The sequence below is a fragment of the Intrasporangium sp. genome (assembly GCF_032907665.1).
In the GTDB taxonomy this organism is placed as follows: domain Bacteria; phylum Actinomycetota; class Actinomycetes; order Actinomycetales; family Dermatophilaceae; genus Intrasporangium.
Genome location: NZ_JAJJPG010000169.1, coordinates 1 through 3,124, shown reverse-complemented (window position 1 = coordinate 3,124; position 3,124 = coordinate 1). Strand labels below are relative to the sequence as shown.

The window sequence follows — 3,124 nt, the reverse complement described above, 5'->3', positions numbered from 1 at the left end:
CCGTGGCGGGAACTGGGTCGTCGTGGCCCTCCTCGCCTCGCTCTTCGCCCTGCTCCTCGGCCGGCTCGGCCAGGTGCAGCTCATCGAAGGACCGCCACCGCAGGCGCGGGCCGGCCTGACGACGCGGCTCGTGACCGCGCACGCGACACGAGGGGCCATCCTCGACCGCGACGGCAGGGCCCTGGTCGCCAACCGCTTCACGACCACTGTGACCGTGCCTCGCTCGGTCCTGCTCGATGCGCCTGACGGCGGCCGCGCGCTCGTGGCGGCGGTCGCCGAGGCCCTCGGGCGCCCGTTCGACGAGCTGTGGGGCAAGACCATGTTGTGCGGCACACGCGGAGCGCCACCGCCCCCCGTGTGCTTCAACGGGTCACCGTACGTCCCCATCCCGCTCGCGACCGATGTCGACTCCCGCCGTGCGCTCAGCCTGCTGGAGCGCCCGGAGGACTTCCCGGCGATCGGTGTGACGGCCGAGCCATCCCGCGACCACCCGCTGTCGGACACGGTGTCAGCAGCGCACCTCGTGGGCTACGTCGCGCGTCCGACCGCGGACGAGGTCGCGGGCAGCAGGGGTGAGATGGACGACGAGGACCTCGTCGGCCGGTCCGGTCTCGAGGCGGAGTACGACAGCCTGCTGCGCGGCAGCAACGGGCGCACGGTCGTGTCCATCGACCCGCGCGGGGCGGTCACCGGGACCGTCTCGTCCGTGCCGCCGACTCCGGGCCTCGACCTGCTCACCCACCTGGACGCCGACATCCAGGCGGCGGCCGAGAAGGCTCTGGCGCGGGCCGTGAGCCGGGCCCGCGCAGGTGGCCACGCGGCGGACTCAGGCGCGGCAGTGGTCCTCGACGTGACCACCGGCGCTGTCGTTGCGGCCGCCAGCCACCCCACCTACGACCCGGGGCTCTTCGTCGGCGGGATCAGCGCTGCCGACCTCCGGCGGATCACGGACGAGCGGGCCGGCGCTGCCCTCCGGTCCCGGGTCGTCGCCGAGACCTACCCTCCGGCCTCGACGTTCAAGGTCATCTCCGTGCCGGCAGCCGTCTCGGCAGGCGCCTCCCTCCGAGATCGGTACGACTGCACCCCGAGCTACCGCATCGGGGACCACGTCTTCAACAACTACGAGTCGCGCGGCTACGGGCCGATCAACCTGCACCGGGCGCTCGTCGTCTCGTGCGACACGGTCTTCTACCGGCTCGCCCACGAGTCCTGGCGCGCCCAGGGCGGGCTCGCGGCTCCGGTCAGCCGCGTCGACCCGTTCGTGGCGATGGCCCGCTCCTTCGGGCTGGGCCGGCCGACTGGCATCGACCTGCCGGGTGAGGCGGCCGGGACGATCCCGGACCGAGCCTGGAAGCGCGAGTACTGGGAGGCGACGCGGAAGGAGTCGTGCGAACGGGCCCGGACCGGCTACCCGAAGGTCGCCCGGGAGGACAAGGCGCGAGCCGCCTACCTCACCCGACTCGCGAAGGAGAACTGCGACAGCGGCTACCAGTACCGCGCGGGCGACGCCGTGAACCTGTCGATCGGCCAGGGCGACCTCGCCGTGACCCCGATCCAGATGGCAGTGGTCTTCGCGGCCATCGCCAACGGCGGCACGGTGTGGCAGCCGCAGGTGGCGGCTGGATTCCGTTCGAGCACGGGCGCAGTCACCGAGATCCCCCCGCATCGCGTCGGGACGGTCCCCGTGGCGCCCTCGGTCCTCGCCTATGTGCGGAGGGCGCTCGGGGACGTGACGAGGCCGGGCGGGTCGGCTGGCTCCGCCTTCGCGGGGTTCCCCCAGGACCGGTTCCCCGTCGCGGGCAAGACCGGCACCGGCGAGGTGTTCGGGCAGGACGCCACCGCGTGGTTCGGTGGCTACGGTCCGACGACCCGGCCCCGGTACGCCGTCGTCGTGGTCATCGGCCAGGGGGACTCGGGCTCACGGATCGCCGCGCCGGCCGTCCGCGAGATCTTCGAGGCGATCCGGCGCGAGCCCTGACCCCCACCTCATCGCCGAGCGCGTGTTCCTGCTCCCAGTGCGCGCTGGCTCCGAGCCGTCAGAACCGCCCAGATAGGCTGTCGCCATGGCTGATTTCGATGTGGTTGTGCTCGGTGCCGGACCCGGTGGCTACGTCGCGGCGATCCGCGCAGCCCAGCTCGGCAAGAAGGTCGCGGTCGTGGAGAAGCAGTACTGGGGCGGCGTCTGCCTCAATGTCGGCTGCATCCCGAGCAAGGCGCTGCTGCGCAACGCGGAGATCGCCCACATCATCACGCACGAGAAGAAGACCTTCGGCATCGAGGGTGACGCGACGATGTCGTACGCCGCGACCCACGCACGCAGCCGAGGCGTGGCCGACGCGAGCGCCAAGGGCGTGCACTACCTCATGAAGAAGAACAAGATCGAGGAGGTCGATGGCTGGGGGACGATCACCAGCGCCACCTCGATGGACGTCGCGCTCAACGACGGGTCGACGCGGTCGATCAGCTTCGACAACCTCATCATCGCGACCGGATCGGTGACGCGGATGCTGCCCGGCGTCGAGGTGAGCGAGAACGTCGTGACCTACGAGGAGCAGATCCTCGATCCGGAGCTCCCGGGCTCGATCATCATCGCCGGCTCGGGCGCGATCGGCGTCGAGTTCGCCTACGTCATGACCAACTTCGGCGTCGACGTGACGATCGTCGAGTTCCTCGACCGGATGGTCCCGACGGAAGATGCCGACGTCTCGAAGGAGCTGCTCAAGCAGTACAAGAAGCTCGGTGTGAAGGTCATGCTCGGCACGAAGGTCGAGGGAGTGGAGGACACCGGCTCGGGCGTGCGGGTCACGGTCAGCCCGGCTGCCGGGGGCGACCAGCAGGTACTCGAGGCGGACCGTCTCCTCTCCGCGATCGGCTTCGCCCCGCGCACCGAGGGCTACGGCCTGGAGGCGCTGGGGCTGAAGATGACCGACCGGGGCGCGATCGAGGTCGACGGGCGTTGCCGCACGAGCGTGCCGAACGTCTACGCGATCGGCGACGTCACAGCCAAGCTCATGCTCGCGCACACGGCCGAGGCGATGGGCGTGGTGGCCGCCGAGACCATCGGTGACGCGGAGACGATGGAGCTCAACTACGACATGATCCCGCGGGCGACGTTCTGCCAGCC

At 71.0% G+C, this 3,124-nt stretch carries 2 protein-coding genes; both read left to right on the top strand.

The genetic code is table 11. The features are described 5' to 3' along the window. Positions 1 to 22: 22 nt before the first annotated feature. The gene (locus LOY02_RS17160) at positions 23 to 1,978 is read left to right on the top strand and encodes a penicillin-binding transpeptidase domain-containing protein (RefSeq protein ID WP_410505969.1); all 1,956 of its coding nucleotides are present in this window, start codon (positions 23 to 25) and stop codon (positions 1,976 to 1,978) included. A gap of 85 nt (positions 1,979 to 2,063) precedes the next feature. After that, positions 2,064 to 3,124, top strand: a 1,061-nt coding sequence (locus LOY02_RS17155; RefSeq protein WP_317183587.1) for an FAD-dependent oxidoreductase, incomplete at its 3' end; no start/stop codon positions are given.